This is a genomic window from Mycolicibacterium parafortuitum (assembly GCF_002086815.1).
GTDB lineage: Bacteria > Actinomycetota > Actinomycetes > Mycobacteriales > Mycobacteriaceae > Mycobacterium > Mycobacterium parafortuitum.
Genome location: NZ_MVID01000002.1, coordinates 124,283 through 139,391, shown reverse-complemented (window position 1 = coordinate 139,391; position 15,109 = coordinate 124,283). Strand labels below are relative to the sequence as shown.

At 68.6% G+C, this 15,109-nt stretch carries 13 protein-coding genes; 4 read left to right on the top strand and 9 right to left on the bottom strand.

Annotation, left to right across the window (positions count from 1 at the left end):
* Nucleotides 1-19 precede the first annotated feature (19 nt).
* From BST38_RS03275 to BST38_RS03250, 6 genes are read right to left on the bottom strand one after another with little or no spacing between them, the layout of a single operon-like run.
* Entirely contained in the window at nt 20-1,237 is a 1,218-nt protein-coding gene (locus BST38_RS03275) for an acyl-CoA dehydrogenase family protein (RefSeq protein ID WP_083141824.1), read from the bottom strand.
* Nucleotides 1,234-2,592: an LLM class flavin-dependent oxidoreductase gene (locus tag BST38_RS03270; RefSeq protein WP_083142084.1), complete on the bottom strand. Its 1,359-nt coding sequence runs from the start codon at nt 2,590-2,592 to the stop codon at nt 1,234-1,236. Before BST38_RS03270 ends, BST38_RS03275 begins: the two co-directional genes overlap by 4 nt.
* A 17-nt stretch (nt 2,593-2,609) precedes the next feature.
* Complete coding sequence (locus BST38_RS03265) at nt 2,610-4,244, bottom strand: dipeptide ABC transporter ATP-binding protein (protein WP_083141823.1); 1,635 nt, start codon at nt 4,242-4,244, stop codon at nt 2,610-2,612.
* The gene (locus BST38_RS03260; protein WP_083141822.1) at nt 4,241-5,089 is read right to left on the bottom strand and encodes an ABC transporter permease; all 849 of its coding nucleotides are present in this window, start codon (nt 5,087-5,089) and stop codon (nt 4,241-4,243) included. Before BST38_RS03260 ends, BST38_RS03265 begins: the two co-directional genes overlap by 4 nt.
* Entirely contained in the window at nt 5,086-6,057 is a 972-nt protein-coding gene (locus BST38_RS03255; protein ID WP_083141821.1) for an ABC transporter permease, read from the bottom strand. The genes BST38_RS03260 and BST38_RS03255 overlap by 4 nt, the downstream gene beginning before the upstream one ends.
* Nucleotides 6,054-7,592 carry an ABC transporter substrate-binding protein gene (locus tag BST38_RS03250; RefSeq protein ID WP_237160651.1) on the bottom strand — a complete coding sequence of 513 codons (1,539 nt, stop codon included), beginning with the start codon at nt 7,590-7,592 and terminating at the stop codon, nt 6,054-6,056. Before BST38_RS03250 ends, BST38_RS03255 begins: the two co-directional genes overlap by 4 nt.
* A gap of 377 nt (nt 7,593-7,969) precedes the next feature.
* Between BST38_RS03250 and BST38_RS03245 the strand changes: the two genes are divergently transcribed.
* The gene (locus BST38_RS03245; RefSeq protein WP_083141819.1) at nt 7,970-8,359 is read left to right on the top strand and encodes a sterol carrier family protein; all 390 of its coding nucleotides are present in this window, start codon (nt 7,970-7,972) and stop codon (nt 8,357-8,359) included.
* A 164-nt stretch (nt 8,360-8,523) separates the two neighbouring features.
* On the top strand, nt 8,524-10,056 hold the full coding sequence (gene purF, locus BST38_RS03240) for an amidophosphoribosyltransferase (protein ID WP_083141818.1): 1,533 nt from the start codon (nt 8,524-8,526) through the stop codon (nt 10,054-10,056).
* Between the two features lie 37 nt (nt 10,057-10,093).
* Here the strand turns inward: purF and BST38_RS03235 are convergent, their stop codons facing one another.
* The gene (locus BST38_RS03235; RefSeq protein ID WP_083141817.1) at nt 10,094-11,068 is read right to left on the bottom strand and encodes an NAD(P)H-binding protein; all 975 of its coding nucleotides are present in this window, start codon (nt 11,066-11,068) and stop codon (nt 10,094-10,096) included.
* A gap of 137 nt (nt 11,069-11,205) precedes the next feature.
* On the opposite strand from BST38_RS03235, the gene purM reads away from it, so the two are divergent.
* Nucleotides 11,206-12,297, top strand: a complete 1,092-nt coding sequence (gene purM / locus BST38_RS03230) for a phosphoribosylformylglycinamidine cyclo-ligase (protein ID WP_083142083.1) — start codon at nt 11,206-11,208, stop codon at nt 12,295-12,297.
* Nucleotides 12,298-12,359: 62 nt separating this feature from the next.
* Here purM and BST38_RS03225 read toward each other — a convergent pair whose 3' ends face one another.
* Together BST38_RS03225 and ygfZ are read right to left on the bottom strand one after the other, a co-directional pair.
* Nucleotides 12,360-12,545, bottom strand: a complete 186-nt coding sequence (locus BST38_RS03225) for a DUF3073 domain-containing protein (protein ID WP_083141816.1) — start codon at nt 12,543-12,545, stop codon at nt 12,360-12,362.
* Nucleotides 12,546-12,723: 178 nt separating this feature from the next.
* Entirely contained in the window at nt 12,724-13,830 is a 1,107-nt protein-coding gene (gene ygfZ / locus BST38_RS03220) for a CAF17-like 4Fe-4S cluster assembly/insertion protein YgfZ (RefSeq protein ID WP_083141815.1), read from the bottom strand.
* A 51-nt stretch (nt 13,831-13,881) separates the two neighbouring features.
* On the opposite strand from ygfZ, the gene BST38_RS03215 reads away from it, so the two are divergent.
* A complete protein-coding gene (locus BST38_RS03215) occupies nt 13,882-14,763 on the top strand; it encodes an aminodeoxychorismate lyase (protein ID WP_083141814.1) in 882 nt (293 codons plus the stop codon).
* The last annotated feature ends 346 nt before the right edge of the window (nt 14,764-15,109 follow it).

Below are 15,109 nucleotides of genomic sequence, written 5' to 3'. Positions count from 1 at the left end.
ACTTCAGGTCAAGGGTGGCTCAGAAGTAGCCGCTGCCCGGCAGCCGGGTGCCCCGCACGTGATACGCGCCGATCGCCCGTGCCTTGTACGACGATGGATTGTGCGACGCCAGGGTGCGGATGTTGCGCCAGTGTCGGTCCAGCAGATGCGCCTGCCGCACGATCGAGGCGCCGCCGACGTCGAAGATCTGTGACGCCGACTTCTGGGCCAACGCGTCGACGACCACCTTGGCGGCCGCGGCCTGCAGGGACGCGTCATGTGCCAGCGCAAGACCGGGGTCGGTGCCGTCGATATCGGCCTGGAACGCGGTCGCGAGCGCATCGGCCGCGCTGAGCACCGTGGCCTCGCCGGCGTACGCCGCGGCGGCGATCTCGCCGATCTCACGCTGCAGCAGAGGATCATCGGCCGGCACCGGATGCGGCGCCCAGGCGAAGCTGCGGGCCCGCGAATGCACGTGCGCCACCGCATCGTTGCGCAGCGCGCGCACCACACCCGCCTCCAGCGCCGTCACATACAGCTGGAAGAACGCCCCCGACAGGTACAGCGACTGCTCCTCGTCGTCGGCGCCAGGCGGCGCGAACTGCATCACCTGGTCGGCTGGAACCGGGACGTTCTCGAAGATCGCGGTGCCGGTACCGGTGGCGCGCTGGCCCATCCCGTCCCAGTCGTCGAGGACGGTCACCCCCGGATGATCGGTGGGCACCAGCGCGATCACCGACGCCCCGTCGGGATCACTGGCCAGAACCTCGGCGTAGTCGGAGTACAAGGTTCCGGTGGTGAAGAACTTCCTGCCGTTGAGCAGGTAGTTCGACCCGCCGCGGGTGAGCCTGGTCTGCCAGGTGAACCCGCCGGCCGGGGTGGAGCCGATCTCTGTCGAAGCGTTGCCGATGAGCTTGCCGCTCAGCGCCAGGTCGATGCCCTGCTGCCGCACCTCGCCGTCGAGGCGCAACCGCTCCTCGATGTGAGCGAAATGCCCACGCAGGATGTGTGCGACGTTGACGTCCACCTCGGCGATCGCGATCACGGTCGCGAACAGTTCCCGCAGCGTCGCTCCGCCGCCGCCTTCTGCACGCGGAACCCGCAGCGCGCCCAGGCCGGACTGCTTGATCGACTCGATGACCGCGAACGGTCGCTCGCCGGTGCGCTCGCGGTCCAGAGCACCCTCACCGATCTCGTCGATCAGCTCGGCCAGCCGTTGCGAGCCGTACGTGATCGGCTCGGATGCGATGGATGTCATCGGGTTGCCTCCTCGGTGATGCGGCGGTGGCCGGCGGCACGGTGACTCTCGGGCAGGCGGGTTCCCTGCCCGAAGAGCTTGTGCCGCAACGTGCCTTCGGTGTAAGCGGTCTTGTAGATGCCGCGGCGCTGCAACTCGGGCACGACATGGTCGATGAAGTCCACGAACGACCCCGGGGTGATCACGTTGGTCAGGTTGAATCCGTCGACGTCGGTGTCCTCCATCCACTCCTGCAGGACGTCGGCCACCTGGGTGGGTGAACCGACGGTGAAGCCCCCCTCGGCGTCGATCGCCTTTGCGTCGATGAAATCGCGCAGGGTCCACTGTCCCTGGCCGAACATCTCCACCGACGATTTCAGGAACTCGTTGTCGGTCACGGCGACCGGATCATCGAGATCGAACTGCGAAAGATCTGTTCCCAGCCATCCGGACCACAGCGCGAGGGCGCCTTCGGGGTCCGTGTAGCGGCGGAACTCGTCGTAGCGCGCCTGCGCGGCCGCTTCGGTGGCGCCGGTGACCACCACGAAGCCGTTGACGATCTTGACGTCGTACGGATCCCGCCCGGCGGCTGCCGCGCGACCCCGGATGTCGGCGACGGCCTCGCGCAGGACCTCCTTGGTGGGTGCGCCGATGAAGATCACCTCGGCGTTCTCGGCGCCGAACTGGCGGCCGCGGTTGGACGCTCCGGCCTGATACAGCACCGGTGTGCGCTGAAGCGACGGTTCGCACAGATGGATGCCCGGGACGCGGAAGTGCCTGCCCTCATGGCGGATCGGGTGCACCTTAGCCGGATCTGCGTAGTGGTCGCGGCCCGGCTCGGTACCGACGGCGTCGTCCTCCCAGGAGCCCTCCCACAGCTTGTACAGAACCTCGGTGTACTCGTCGGCGATGTCATAGCGGTCGGCGTGCGGCGTGATGCTGTCCAGGCCGTGGTTGCGCGCCGCGCTCTCCAGGTAACCGGTCACGATGTTCCACCCGACGCGGCCCTTGGTCAGGTGATCCAGTGTCGACATGCGCCTGGCGAAAGAGTACGGGTGCTCGAAAGATGTTGCCGCCGTGACCCCGAACCCGAGATGTCGGGTCGCCGCGGCCATGGCCGGAACCACCAGCAACGGATCGTTGACCGGAACCTGGGCGCCGGAGCGCAGCGCGGCCTCGGGACCACCGCCGTACACGTCGTAGATGCCCAGCACGTCGGCGATGAACAGACCGTCGAACAGACCGCGCTCCAACAGCTGTGCCAGCTCGGTCCAGTACTCGATGTCCTTGTACCTGGCGGCCTGGGATTCGGGATGGCGCCAGGTGCCGGCGACGATGTGGGCGACGCAGTTCATGTCGAACCCGTTGAGGATCATCTGGCGTTTCGCGAATGTCACAGTGTGCCTCCGGGGATGGGTGCTCGGGTGCCGCCGGGCAGGCTCGCTAGCAGCTCTCTGGTGTACGGATGGTGTGGGGTGTCGAAAATCTCGTCCGCCGTGCCGGATTCGACGACCTTGCCCTGGCGCATGACCAGCACGCGGTCGGCGACGTGGTGGATCACACCCAGGTCGTGCGAGATGAACAGATAGCTCAGGCCGAGCTGCTGCTGCAGATCGGTGAGCAGGTCCAACACCTGCGCCTGGATCGTGACGTCGAGCGCCGAGACGGGTTCGTCACACACGATCAGCGACGGCTCCGATGCCAGCGCTCGGGCGATCGCCACCCGTTGCCGCTGCCCGCCCGAGAGCAGCAACGGCCGGCGGTCCAAATGCTCTGTGCCAAGACCGACGTCGTCGAGCAGTTCCTCGGCACGTCTGTCACGGGTCTGGGCGTCGGGGTAGGTGTCGTCGGGCAGCGCGTCGGTGAGGATGCGGCGCACACTCCAGCGCGGGTCGAAGGAGCTGAGCGGATCCTGGTAAACCACCGAGATCCGCCGCCGCCTGCCACGGCGTTCCCTCTCGGTCAGCTCGCTCCACGGTTCACCCAGCAGGTGCACCGTGCCCTCGTCGGGCTGGGCCAGTGCCAGTGCCATGCGCGCGGTGGTGGTCTTCCCCGAGCCGGATTCCCCGACGATGCCCAGCGTTTCGCCGACGCGGATCTCGAACGAGACATCCGACACCGCGGTGCGCTCGACACCGTCGGGGCCGCGGAACCGTTTCACCAGATTGCGGGCCGCCAGTAGCACGCCGTCGGTATCGGTGCGGCGCGACCCGTGCACCGGCCGTGCCGGCTGGCTCGACAATCGCGTGCCCTTGCGGTGCGCGGCCGGGACTGCGTCCAACAGGGCCCGGGTGTACGGGTGCGACGGTTCGGCCAGCACCTCGGCGACGGGGCCCTGCTCGGCCAGCAGGCCATTGCGCATCACGGCGACACGGTCGGCCAGTCGGCTGACCACCGCGAGGTCGTGGCTGATCAGGATCAGGCCGGTGCCCTGCTCCTTGCGTGCTGCCAGCAGATCCAGGATCTGCGCCTGGATCGTGACGTCGAGCGCAGTGGTGGGCTCGTCGGCGATCAGCAGTGGCGGGTCCAGCGCGATCGCCGATGCGATCAAGGCGCGCTGGCGTTGTCCGCCCGACAGTTCCCCGGGGAGCTGTCGGGCCCGCAGTTGCGGATCCTGGACCCCGACCGCTTCAAGCAGCTCCAGGACCCGGCGCCGGCGGGCGGTCTTGTCGCCCCACTTGTGCAGCCGCAACACCTCGGCGATCTCGTCGCCGACCGTCCGCAGCGGATCCAGTGACACCAGGGCGTCCTGCAGGACGAAGCCGACCTCGCGGCCGCGGATGCGGCGCCACGTACGATCGCGGATACTCAGCAACGATTTTCCGTCGAGTTCGAGGCGGGTTGCGGTGACGTGTGCGGACGGTCCGGCCAGGCCGAGGATGGTGCGAGCGGTGACGCTCTTACCCGATCCGGATTCACCGACGATCGCAAAGCATTCCCCCGCCGCCACGCTGAACGACAGACCGTGCACGACCTCACGGTCGCCGAAGGCGACCGTGAGGTCCTCGACTCGCAGCAACTCGCTCATGTCAATCGTCCTTCGAGTCGCTGCTGCAGGTAGCGGCCGACCACGGTGACCGCCAGCGTGCAGCCGACGATGGCCAGTCCGGGGAACAGTTCCAACCACCATGCGGTGGTCACGAAATCGCGGCCGGCATTGAGCATCGCCCCCCATTCCGGCGCGGGCGGTGCGACACCGAGACCCAGGAAGCTCAGCGACGACGCCCACACGATCGACTGGCCGACGCCCATGGTGCCGAGAACCACGAGCGGTCGCATCGCGTTCGGGAATACGTGGTGTACCACGATCTTTCGCCGCGAATGTCCCAGAGCTGTTGCGGCGTGCACATATCCGGAGTCCTTGACCGCGATCACCTGGCCGCGGACCATGCGGGCGTATCCGACGGCCGAACCGATCGCGACCGCCAGGATCTGCGTGACCACGCCGGGGCCGAACATCGCGATGAACAGCAGCGCGAGCAGCAGTCCCGGAATGGACAGCACCACCTCGATGAAACGACTGATGGCGCCGTCGGCGAAGCGGCCGCCGAGACCGGCACCGAAACCCAGGATGATCGCGGCGATCAGCGCCAGCGCGGTCGCGCCGACACCGATGGCCAGCGAGCTCTGTGTTCCGTAGACCACGCGGGTGAAAATGTCGCGGCCGGAGGCGTCGGTGCCGAACCAGTGCTCCAACGACGGTGGTTTGAGCGGGGTTTCGATATCGGTGTCGTACGGCGTGCCGTCGGTGAAGACACCGGGTGCGACGGCCCAGGCCATCATCAGCGCAAGGTAGGCCGCGGCCAGGATGACCGCCGGACGGAACCGGCGCTTCGTCGCACCCCGGGTGGAGGGAGACAGGTCGATCGTCATCGGACCGCCCGCAATCGCGGGTCGATGCGCACGAAGCCGGTGTCGACGAGCAGGTTGGCCAGCACATAGACCGCGGCGACGAACAGCGTCACCCCGATCACGACCGGCATGTCCTTGCTGGTGACAGCGTCTACCAGGACGCGGCCCAGCCCGGGGCGGACGAATACCGACTCGACGATCACCGCGGTCGAAAACAGTGATCCCAGCGCCCATCCCGACAGGGTCAGGCCCGGCAGGACGGCGTGCCGCAGGGCATGGCGCCAGCGCACCCCCCAGTCGGTCATGCCACGGGCGCGGGCTGAGACCGCGAACGGTTGTTCCATGGCCGACGAGAACTCGTCTCGGGTGACCTGGCCCAAATAGCCGGCCAATGGCAGCGCCAGCGTCAGCGCCGGCAGCACGAGTCCGATCGGTCCGTCGTCGCCGATCACCGGCACCAGCCGCAGCTGGATCGCGAAGAGCACCAAAAGCACAATGCCCAGCCAGTATTGGGGCAATGCCGCTAAGAAGGTCTCGATGCCCGAACCGATCGACGCCAGCCACCGCTGCCGGTGCACGGTGAGCAGTGTGACCGTCACCGCGACCACCCAGGCCGTGACCAGTGACACCAAGGTCAACGTCAACGTCGGGCCGAGATGGTGGCCGATGATGTCAGCCACGGGCTGTTTGAGGATGTAGGACGTGCCGAGGTCACCGCGCAGCAGACCACCAACGAAGTTCAGGTATTGGGTGATGGCCGGTTCGTCGAATCCGTACTGCTGCCTCACCGCGGCCAACTGCTCCGGGGTGGGTCGTGCGCCGGCGCCGCCGAGGATGGTCTGCGCCGGGTCGCCGGGCATCAACTGCTGAGCGACAAACGTCAAAGTCGCTGCGCCCCATAGCACGCCGACGACCCCTGCGATACGGACGAGCACCCGCCGCACTCCGAGACGGGTGCGGCGGGCGACAGCGGGTGCTGTCAGGCTCACGGGGCCAGCCAGGCGTCGTGCAGTACCGGCTCACCCTCGGACGGCTCGATCCACACATCCTTGAGCTTCTTCTTAGCGACCAGGCGGGTGACCACCGGATACAGGCCCAGCTGGTAGGCCTGCTCGGCGACGATGTCCTGGGTCTGGCCGTAAAGCCGTTCCTGCTCCGCGACATCGGTGGTCGCCGCGGCGGCGCGCACCAACTCGTCGAGCTTCGGGTTCTCGACCCAGCTCATGTTGTTACCGGGGGCGGCTTTGAGCGAATCGCTGCTGAAGACGATGGACAGCACCGCCGGGGTGGGGCTGTTCCAGTACGCGCCGGTGAGGCCGTCGTAGGCGTTCTTGTCGCTGAACGCCGCGAAGTACTGATCCTGCGGCAGCGGTTTGAGCACGACTTCGAAGCCGATCTCCTTCTGGGCGGCCTGGATGTTCTGGAACAGCGTCACATCCGCGGGCGGGGTGTCGCCGGTGTCGGCCGAGTACACCAGTTCGGCGGTCAGGCGCTTGCCGTCCTTGGTGCGGAAGCCGTCGGCGTCGCGCTCGGTCCAGCCGGCCTCGTCGAGCAGCCTGTCGGCCTTGTCCTTGTCGTAGGAGTAGAACCTGCGCAGATCCTTGTAGGTCGGCGTGGTGGACGAGATGGGGCCGTGCTCCCAGTCATAGACGCCCAGGTAGGCGGACTTGACCGCGGCCTCGGCGTTGGACCCGTGGATGAACGCCTGGCGTACCAAGGCGTCGTCGAACGGGGCGCGGGTGGTGTTCAGCGCGATGCCGTTGGGAAGGCCGGTGTGGGTGAACTCCTGGGTGTCCAGGTTCGGGTCGGCCTTGAGCGCGGCGACCTGCTGCGGGGGCGGGTTGAAGATGATGTCGGCGTCGCGGCCCTGCACCGCCGCGGCGCGCACCGAGCCGTCCTCGATGAACTTCCAGGTGACCTTCTCCAGGTAAGCCGGGCCCTGATGCTTGGCGTCGGCCGGTGCGGAGTTGTAGTCCTCGTTGCGCACGAGTTCCACGCTCTGGCCGCGGTTCCAGGCCTTGACGACAAACGGACCGGTGCCGACGGGGGATTGGCAGTTCTCCTCGAGGCCGCGGGCCATGGCCTTCGGCGACTCGATACCGAAGAACGCCTGCGAAAGGACCGGCAGCAGAGCCGAATACGGGGTCTTGAGCTTCAGCTCGAAGGTGTGGGTGTCGATGGCACGCGAAGATTCGTAGTACGGCCGCAGGTAGCCGGCGTCGGTGGCCGACTCGGTGGCCGGGTCGAGGATCTGCACGAAGTTGGCGTGCACCGCCTCGGCGTCCAGCGGGGTGCCGTCGTGGAACTTCACGCCCTCTTTGATGGTGAACGTGTAGGTCAGGCCGTCGGGGGAGATCTCCCAGGAGTCGGCCAGCCACGGCACCACTGAGCCGTCGGGGCGTTCGGAGACGAGGCTGTCCAGATACTGGCGCGCGACGTAGGTCTGCGGCATGTCGCCGAAATTGTGCGGATCCAAGCAGGTGGGTTCGCGGTCGGTGGCGTAGACGATCGAACCCCCGCTCACCGGGGTGCCTGCGTCGCCGGCCGCGGAGTCGCTGTCCGCCGACGTCCCGCAGCCAGCCAGAAGAAGGGCGGCGGTCAGGGAGATCGAGCCGAAAGTGGCACGGCGAGGCGAGGAGTGGGTGGGAGGCATTCGTGTCTTTCGATTCGGAGGACGGCGACGCGGCTTCCCCGGCCCGTGGACACGCGCTCGATCGAGCGTCGCGTGCCGCCACAAGCGGTGAGCCGTCCTGGAGAGCAGGTATGGCCGCGTCACCATGCCGGAGCGCGTTGCGGTTCGCCATCAATCGGATCGATACGATTTTTAACGTTCCGGTCAGGACTGCGGGATACATCGAGGCGGTCTTTCCGCGGCTGTGCCGGCTTTGGGAAGCTACGTTCATGGCCGCTCGCCGTACCGTCGACCCGCTCAAGACCCTCGCCGCCGTGACCACGGTCGCCGACTGGTTACGCGATGACACCCTCGCCGCGCCGCCGCGAACCCAACTGGCCGAGGCGGTGCGTGCGACGGCGCGCACGCTGGCAGCGGTCGCGCCCGGCTCCTCGGTCGAGGTCCGCGTCCCGCCGTTCGTCGCGGTGCAGTGCATCGCCGGACCGGCACACACCCGGGGCAATCCGCCCAACGTCGTCGAGACCGACCCGCGGACCTGGCTGCTGCTGGCCACCGGATTGCTCTCCGTCGACGATGCGGCCGCCACCGGAGCGCTGCAGCTGTCCGGATCACGGGCCCGCGAGATCGCCGCGGCGCTGCCGCTGGTCCCGCTGAGCTGACCGGTTTCGCCCGGCTTCCAACGGCTTTCGTGACCCACGCCGGAGTGTGTGCGTGGCATGGGCGTTCACCCGTCGGCGAAACGGCGGTCCTCGATTCCCGTTTCGGCGGAATCAGACCGTAGACTGGGCCGCGTCACCCCCAGCCCCCAGGGAGCAGCCTGATTGTGACCGCCGAACAGCTCGACAACGAGCCCAAGGAAGAGTGCGGAGTATTCGGCGTATGGGCACCGGGCGAGGAGGTGGCGAAGCTCACTTACTACGGCCTGTATGCGTTGCAGCACAGAGGGCAGGAGGCTGCGGGCATCGCCGTCGCCGACGGATCCCAGGTGCTGGTCTTCAAAGACCTCGGTCTGGTCAGCCAGGTGTTCGACGAACAGACGCTGGCCGCGATGCACGGCCACGTCGCCATCGGGCACTGCCGCTACTCGACCACCGGCTCCACCACATGGGAGAACGCCCAACCGGTCTTCCGTAACACCGCGGCGGGCACCGGCGTCGCGCTCGGGCACAACGGCAACCTGGTCAACACCGCCGAACTGGCCGCCCTCGCCCGCGACGAGGGCCTGATGAGTGACCACGGCGGGCCTGCGGCCACCACCGACTCCGACATCCTGGGCGCACTGCTCGCCCACGGTGCCGCCGATTCGTCGCTCGAACAGGCCGCCCTGAAACTTCTGCCGACGGTGCGCGGCGCGTTCTGCCTGACGTTCATGGACGAGAACACCTTGTACGCGGCCCGCGACCCGTACGGCGTGCGCCCGCTGTCGCTCGGCCGGCTGGACCGCGGCTGGGTGGTCGCGTCGGAGACCGCGGCGCTCGACATCGTCGGTGCCTCGTTCGTCCGCGACATCGAACCCGGCGAGCTGCTGGCCATCGACGCCGACGGTGTCCGGTCCACCCGCTTCGCCAACCCGACGCCCAAAGGCTGTGTCTTCGAGTACGTCTACCTCGCCCGCCCCGACAGCACGATCGTCGGACGCTCGGTGCACGCCACCCGGGTCGACATCGGCCGCCGGCTGGCCCGCGAGAAGCCGGTCGACGCGGACCTGGTGATCGGGGTGCCCGAATCCGGCACGCCCGCGGCCGTGGGCTACGCGCAGGAGTCCGGCATCCCGTTCGGGCAGGGTCTGATGAAGAACGCCTATGTCGGGCGCACCTTCATCCAGCCGTCCCAGACGATCCGTCAGCTCGGTATCCGGCTCAAGCTCAACCCGCTCAAAGAGGTCATCCGCGGTAAGCGGCTGATCGTCGTCGACGACTCCATCGTGCGCGGCAACACCCAACGCGCCCTGGTCCGGATGCTGCGCGAGGCCGGTGCGGTCGAGGTGCACGTGCGGATCGCGTCGCCGCCGGTGAAATGGCCGTGCTTCTACGGCATCGACTTCGCCACGCCCGCCGAACTGATCGCCAACGCCGCGAGCAACAGCGCCGACGAGCACGAGGTGCTCGAAGGCGTGCGCCGCGCGATTGGGGCCGACACCCTCGGCTACATCAGCCGCGAAGGCATGATCGCCGCCACCGAGCAGCCCCCGACGCGGCTGTGCTCGGCCTGCTTCGACGGCGATTACCCGATCGAGCTGCCGGGGGAGACCGCGCTGGGCAAGAACGTCATCGAGCACATGCTCGCGACGGCCGCGCGCACCGGCATCCCGGTGACCGCCGAGAACGACAACGCCTCCGCGCTGCGCAGGCCCTGACCGCCGGACCGCGGCGATCACCGCACCGCCGGGCGATCTACTGCACCGTCGGACTGAACCGCAGCAGCTGACGCTTCCGGTCCGCGGAGCGTCCCTCCGCGCGCAACTCGGCGCGCACCGCATCGAGGTATCCGGTCAGGCCGCCGTCGGGGGGCGGGATCACCGCGTCGATGTCGTGTTCGTGGCAGATCGCGTCGCACTCCAGGGATTCGACCAGCGGTCGCGCCAGCCCTGACGGGATCGGCGTGACCAGACCCACCCACCAGCTCGCAATCGTCGGGGTCAGGAACGGCAACACCACCATCAGCCGTTGCCGCAACCCCGCCACCTGCGCGTAGCCCTGCATCGCGTCGCCGTACTCCATCACGTCCGGGCCGCCGACGTCCCAGGTGCGGGATTCGCCGAATTCCGCGGTGGCCGCCTCGGACAGGTAGTGCAGCACGTCGCCGATCGCGATCGGCTGGATCTTGTTGTGCACCCACTTCGGTGTGGTCATCACCGGCAGCCGGTCGGTCAGGTGGCGGACCATCTCGAACGATGCCGATCCGGACCCGATCACGATGCCGGCCTGCAGCACGACGGTCTCGATGCCGGACTCCAGCAGGATCTCACCGACCTCGACGCGCGACGCGAGATGGCGCGACAGCGCGGTGCCTTCGGGATGCAGACCGCTGAGGTAGACGATCCTGCGGACGCCGGCCCTCTTGGCCGCCTCCGCGACGTTGCGCGCCGACCGGCGCTCCTCCTCGACGAAGTCGCGAGAGGTGCCCATCGAATGCACCAGGTAGTAGACGACGTCCATGCCGTCGAACGCCGAGGTCAACGAGTCGGGATCGGTGAGATCACCGCGCACCACCTCGACCCGGTCGCGCCACGGTGCGCCGTCCAGCTTGGCGGGGGTGCGGGCCATCGCCCGCACCCGGGCGCCGCGGCTGAGCAATTCGGGAACCAACCGGCCACCGATGTAACCGGTGGCACCCGTCACCAGGCAGCGGACATCCTCGTCAGGCATGGCCGCGGGATGACCACTTCCGGGGCTGCGCAAACCCTCGACCAGTGCCGGGGACGGGCACCGCGGGCGGCATGCCGGTCACCGACAACCGACACTGGCATCAATTCGGCGGGAATGCGCGGGTAACCTTGCACCCGATGACTAAAGGGTTCGAACAAAGCGAGCGCGCCGAACAACACGGCATTTCCTATGCGTCGGCAGGCGTGGACATCGAGGCCGGTGACCGCGCCGTCGAACTCTTCAAGCCACTGGCCAAGAAGGCGACCAGGCCCGAGGTGAGGGGCGGCCTAGGCGGCTTCGCCGGGCTGTTCGCCCTTCGCAGCGGCTACCGCGAGCCGCTGCTGGCCTCGTCCACCGACGGCGTCGGCACCAAACTGGCGGTCGCGCAGGCGATGGACAAGCACGACACCGTCGGCATCGACCTCGTCGCGATGGTCGTCGACGACCTCGTCGTGTGCGGGGCCGAGCCGCTGTTCCTGCAGGACTACATCGCCGTCGGGCGCACCGTCCCCGAACGGGTCGCCGAGCTGGTGTCTGGGATCGCCGACGGCTGCGTGCAGGCAGGCTGTGCGCTGCTCGGCGGCGAGACAGCCGAACATCCCGGGCTGATGGCTCCCGACCACTACGACATCTCCGCGACCGGGATCGGCGTCGTGGAAGCCGATGACGTGCTGGGCCCGGACCGGGTGAAGCCGGGCGACGTCGTGATCGCGATGGCCTCGACCGGGCTGCACTCGAACGGCTACTCGCTGGCTCGCCACGTGCTGCTGGAGATCGACCACATGAACCTGGCCGGCCACGTGGAGGAGTTCGGCCGCACCCTCGGCGAGGAACTGCTTGAGCCGACCCGCATCTACGCCAAGGACTGCCTGGCGCTGGTCGCCGAGACCCAGGTGCGGACCTTCTGCCACGTCACCGGCGGCGGACTGGCCGCAAACCTGGACCGCGTCATCCCGCACGGACTGGTCGCCGAACTCGATCGCGGCACGTGGACGCCCGCCCCGGTTTTCGGGATGATCGCCCAGCGGGGCCGCATCGAGCGGGCCGAGATGGAGAAGACCTTCAACATGGGGGTCGGCATGGTGGCCGTCGTCGCGCCGGAGGACACCGATCGCGCGCTGGCCGTGCTGACCGCACGTCACCTGGATTGCTGGACTCTCGGGACCATCGAGAAGGGGAGCAAGGACGGCTCACGAGCTGTGCTCGTAGGGCAGCATCCGCGCTTCTGAGGTCCGAGGAGCCGGTCTGAAGGGTGCTCCCGGGTGTGGGTCACACCCGGGAGGACACAGCCTCAGCGCCGCCAGTCGTCCTCGTCGACCCAACCATCGTCGAACGGCGCATCGCTACCGTTGCGGTGGTCGTCGTCGGAAGCGTTCGACAGCTCGCGCTGAAGCCGCTCGAAGTCGGTCTGCGGTGAGCTGTACTTCAGCTCACGTGCAACCTTGGTCTGCTTTGCCTTTGCCCGGCCGCGGCCCATGGGGGAACCCCCTCGCGCAATAACGGAGCGGCCTAATTACTAGGCGGCTCCGATCTGAGTGTGTTTATTGTCCTGCGGTCAGCTTACCGTGCCGCGAGCCGTGATGCTGGCAGGCCCTGTAGGAGCGCCGCTTCTCACAATGGCGCTCCCGCAGTGGCGGCCCATACCTGCCGGTTCTCTACTGCTGCGCCCGTCCGCCGGCCCGTAATCGGTCGACCGCCAGCCGTCCGGCCCCGACCGCGTCGGTCGGTGGCACCGAGTCCGGGTCGATGGCCGCGGACACCTCTACGTCGCCGCCCGTCGTCAACGCCATGTCGGCGGGAAGACCGCGCTTGACCAGCGCCAGCGCGATGAGGCCCTCGTCGACGTGGTCGACGACCGTGCCGAGCCGCCCGACGGTGCGCCCACCCACCAGCAGCGGATCCCCGGGTGACGGCCGGTCGGACGCCCCGTCGAGGTGCAATTGCACCAGCATCCGCGGCGGCTTGCCCAGGTTGTGAACCCGCGCGACCGTCTCCTGGCCGCGATAGCAGCCCTTCTCCAGGTGCACGGCGCCCACCCCGGGACCCCCGATCCAGCCGACCTCGTGCGGGATGGTGCGTTCGTCGGTGTCCACCCCGAGGCGCGGGCGCTGGGCCGCGACGCGGTGAGCTTCGTGCGTCCACACTCCGGCGGGGCGCACCCCGGCCGCGACAAGCCTGTCCAACCACCCGGCCACCTCCGAGCGGGGGACCACCACATCGACCTCGACGCCCGACCCGGGCAGCCGGCGCACGAATCCGCCGTCGGGTAACTCGACGGCAGTGCCTTCGGCGGGCAGCGCGTCCAGACCGAGGGTCTCCAGCACCGGGGTGTCGGCGACGGCGGGGCCGAGCAACGACAGCACACCGAGATCGGCGGGCTCGACCGTGACGTCGGACCAGAAGACCATCTTGCGCAGGAACGCCAGCAGAGCCTCCCCGCGCGCGCCCTCGGTGTCGATGACGGTGCGGCCGTCCAACTGGGTCTGCAGCCAGTGGTCCTCCACCCGGCCCTGGCCGTCGAGACTGAGGTTCTCGGTCACCGCGCCGTCGGCGAGATCGCTGACGTGCTGACTGGAGATGGTGTGCAGCCAGGCCTTGCGCTCACTGCCGGTCAGGACCAGCACGGCGCGGTGCGAACGGTCGATCACCACAGCGCCGGTGTCGGCGGTCCGCTGCTCCCCGAGCGGGTCGCCGTAGTGCCAGACCGCACCCGCGTCGGGTCCGTCGGCGGGGGCGGGAACTTTCGACGTCTGCCAGGCCATGGATCAACTCTACGAGCCGCCGCCCGCGGCCCGCCGCTACGCTGATGCCCCATGGCTGACCATCCGGGCGTCCTCGTCACCCTCGACGGTCAGCTGCACGATCCCGAGGTTCCGCTGCTGCACGCCGACGACCTCGCGGCTGTTCGCGGGGACGGGATCTTCGAGACGCTGTTGATCCGACAGGGCAGTCCGTGCCTGCTCGGCGCCCACCTCGAGCGGCTGGCGCACTCCGCGCGGCAGGTCGACCTTCCGGCGCCCGATGCCGGGCGGTGGCGTGCCGCGGTCGCGGTCGCGGTCGAGGCATGGCTGGCCTCCGGCGGCGACGAGGGCGTACTGCGGTTGGTGTACTCGCGCGGCCGTGAGCACGGGTCGGCGCCGACGGCCTACGCGACGATCGGCCAGGTGCCCGCCCGGGTCGCCGCGGTGCGCCGTGACGGTCTGGCCGCCCTGACCCTGGACCGGGGTCTGGCCGCCGACGGCATCGACGCGATGCCGTGGTTGCTGGCCGGGGCCAAGACCCTGTCCTATGCGGTGAACATGGCCGCCCTTCGGCACGCCGAACGGCACGGCGCCGGCGACGTCATCTTCGTCAGCACCGACGGCCACATCCTGGAAGGCCCGCGGTCGACCGTCGTGATCGCGACGTCGTCGCCCGACGGCCGCACCTGCCTGCTCACCCCGCCGCCCTGGTATCCGATCCTGCGCGGAACCACCCAGCAGGCACTGTTCGAGGTGGCGCGCGAGCACGGGTACGACTGCGACTACCAGGCCCTCACTCCTGCGGATCTGGTTGCCGCCGAAGGCGTTTGGCTGGTATCCAGCATCACCCTCGCGGCGCGGGTGCACACCCTGGACGGGCGGCCGCTGCCCGCGGCACCCCTGGCCGGCGATCTGGCGGCGCTGGTCGACGCGGCAATCCTGTGTGATCGCTGACCGCGTAAATCGCTTGTCGCACTGCCGAAGCGGGAGTACGGTCGCGGGTACACAGGGAAGGAGGTGGTCCGAGAAATTGATTGACTTATGGACATGTGAGGTGGCTGCGAGCTAGCAGCGCTGGGAGACGCTTGTCGCACCTGTGCGCGCTGGCGAATTCCCCGCAGTCACCCGGCCCCCGAGCCTCTTGGTCTTGTCCGACCAGGAATGACGGCTCGGGGGCCGCTCCATTTCTGCACGGCGCCCACGACGCCGAAAGCCCTGTCGACGCACCGCGGAGAACGTGGCCGCGCGCGCCGTACCGCCGCCAGACTGCAGGAAGAGCAAAGTCTGCGATGATTCGGCT

What these genes read in the sequence shown, in the direction of transcription:
- BST38_RS03245 (WP_083141819.1), top strand. Translation starts at nt 7,970, where the DNA reads ATGGCCGCTCGCCGTACCGTCGACCCGCTCAAGACCCTCGCCGCCGTG.
- BST38_RS03235 (WP_083141817.1), bottom strand. Translation starts at nt 11,068, where the DNA reads ATGCCTGACGAGGATGTCCGCTGCCTGGTGACGGGTGCCACCGGTTAC.
- BST38_RS03215 (WP_083141814.1), top strand. Translation starts at nt 13,882, where the DNA reads ATGGCTGACCATCCGGGCGTCCTCGTCACCCTCGACGGTCAGCTGCAC.
- BST38_RS03270 (WP_083142084.1), bottom strand. Translation starts at nt 2,592, where the DNA reads ATGATCCTCAACGGGTTCGACATGAACTGCGTCGCCCACATCGTCGCC.
- purM (WP_083142083.1), top strand. Translation starts at nt 11,206, where the DNA reads ATGACTAAAGGGTTCGAACAAAGCGAGCGCGCCGAACAACACGGCATT.
- ygfZ (WP_083141815.1), bottom strand. Translation starts at nt 13,830, where the DNA reads ATGGCCTGGCAGACGTCGAAAGTTCCCGCCCCCGCCGACGGACCCGAC.
- BST38_RS03225 (WP_083141816.1), bottom strand. Translation starts at nt 12,545, where the DNA reads ATGGGCCGCGGCCGGGCAAAGGCAAAGCAGACCAAGGTTGCACGTGAG.
- BST38_RS03275 (WP_083141824.1), bottom strand. Translation starts at nt 1,237, where the DNA reads ATGACATCCATCGCATCCGAGCCGATCACGTACGGCTCGCAACGGCTG.
- BST38_RS03265 (WP_083141823.1), bottom strand. Translation starts at nt 4,244, where the DNA reads ATGAGCGAGTTGCTGCGAGTCGAGGACCTCACGGTCGCCTTCGGCGAC.
- BST38_RS03260 (WP_083141822.1), bottom strand. Translation starts at nt 5,089, where the DNA reads ATGACGATCGACCTGTCTCCCTCCACCCGGGGTGCGACGAAGCGCCGG.